The following is a 1,301-nucleotide window of genomic DNA, read 5'->3' as shown; positions in this document are numbered from 1 at the left end:
TCACCCGTTTCCGGATTTTTTTATGCACATTGGACAGGCTCTTGATGTGGTATCCCGTTACGATTCCCTGCGTAACCCGCTGACTTCTCTGGGTGATTATCTGGACCCGGAACTGATTTCCCGCTGCCTTGAAGAATCCGGCACCGTCACGTTACGCAAACGGCGCCTTCCTCTGGAAATGATGGTCTGGTGCATTGTCGGTATGGCCCTTGAGCGCAAGGAGCCGCTCCATCAGATCGTTAACCGGCTGGATATAATGTTACCCGGCAATCGTCCGTTCGTTGCGCCCAGCGCCGTGATCCAGGCCCGCCAGCGTCTGGGTAGCGAGGCCGTCCGCCGTGTGTTCACGCAGACAGCGCAGCTCTGGCATAACGCCACGCCGCATCCGCACTGGTGCGGCCTGACCCTGCTGGCCATCGATGGTGTGTTCTGGCGCACACCTGACACGCCGGAAAACGATAAAGCTTTCCCCCGCCAGACGCATGCCGGAAACACGGCACTCTACCCGCAGGTCAAAATGGTCTGTCAGATGGAGCTGACCAGCCATCTGCTGACGGCAGCGGCATTCGGCACCATGAAAAACAGTGAAAATGAGCTTGCTGAGCAACTGATAGAACAAACCAGCGATAACACCCTGACGTTAATGGATAAAGGTTATTACTCACTGGGGCTGTTAAATGCCTGGAGCCAGGCGGGAGAGCATCGCCACTGGATGATCCCTCTCAGGAAGGGAGCGCAGTATGAAGAGGTCAGAAAGCTGGGTAAAGGGGACTATCTGGTGACGCTGAAAACCAGCCCACAGGCACGAAAAAAATGGCCGGGTCTGGGAAATGAAATGACAGCCCGCCTGCTGACCGTGACGCGCAAGGGAAAAGTCTGCCATCTGCTGACGTCAATGACGGACGCCATGCGCTATCCCGGTGGGGAAATGGCAGACCTGTACAGCCATCGCTGGGAAATTGAACTGGGATACCGGGAGATAAAACAGACGATGCAACTGAGCAGGCTGACGCTGAGAAGTAAAAAGCCGAAGCTTGTTGAGCAGGAACTATGGGGCGTCTTACTGGCTTATAATCTGGTGAGATATCAGATGATTAAAATGGCGGGCCATCTGAAAGGATACTGGCCAAATCAGCTGAGCTTCTCAGAGTCATGCGGAATGGTAATGCGAATGTTGATGACTATTCAGGGCGCTTCACCCGGGCGTATCCCGGAGCTGATGCGTGATCTTGAGAGCATGGGGCATCTGGTAAAATTACCGACAAGAAGGGAAAGAACCTTCCCGAGAGTGGTAAAGGAAA

At 54.4% G+C, this 1,301-nt stretch carries 1 protein-coding gene; it reads left to right on the top strand.

Annotated elements, in window-relative coordinates; translation table 11 throughout:
* Window positions 1-22: 22 nt before the first annotated feature.
* Window positions 23-1,301: IS4 family transposase (locus DBY68_RS22680; RefSeq protein ID WP_112296229.1), on the top strand; the 1,279-nt coding region annotated here is incomplete at its 3' end.

Source organism: Pseudocitrobacter sp. RIT415, from assembly GCF_003057695.2.
GTDB classification, from domain to species: Bacteria; Pseudomonadota; Gammaproteobacteria; order Enterobacterales; family Enterobacteriaceae; genus Pseudocitrobacter; species Pseudocitrobacter faecalis.
This window is presented reverse-complemented; position numbering and strand designations above follow the sequence as displayed.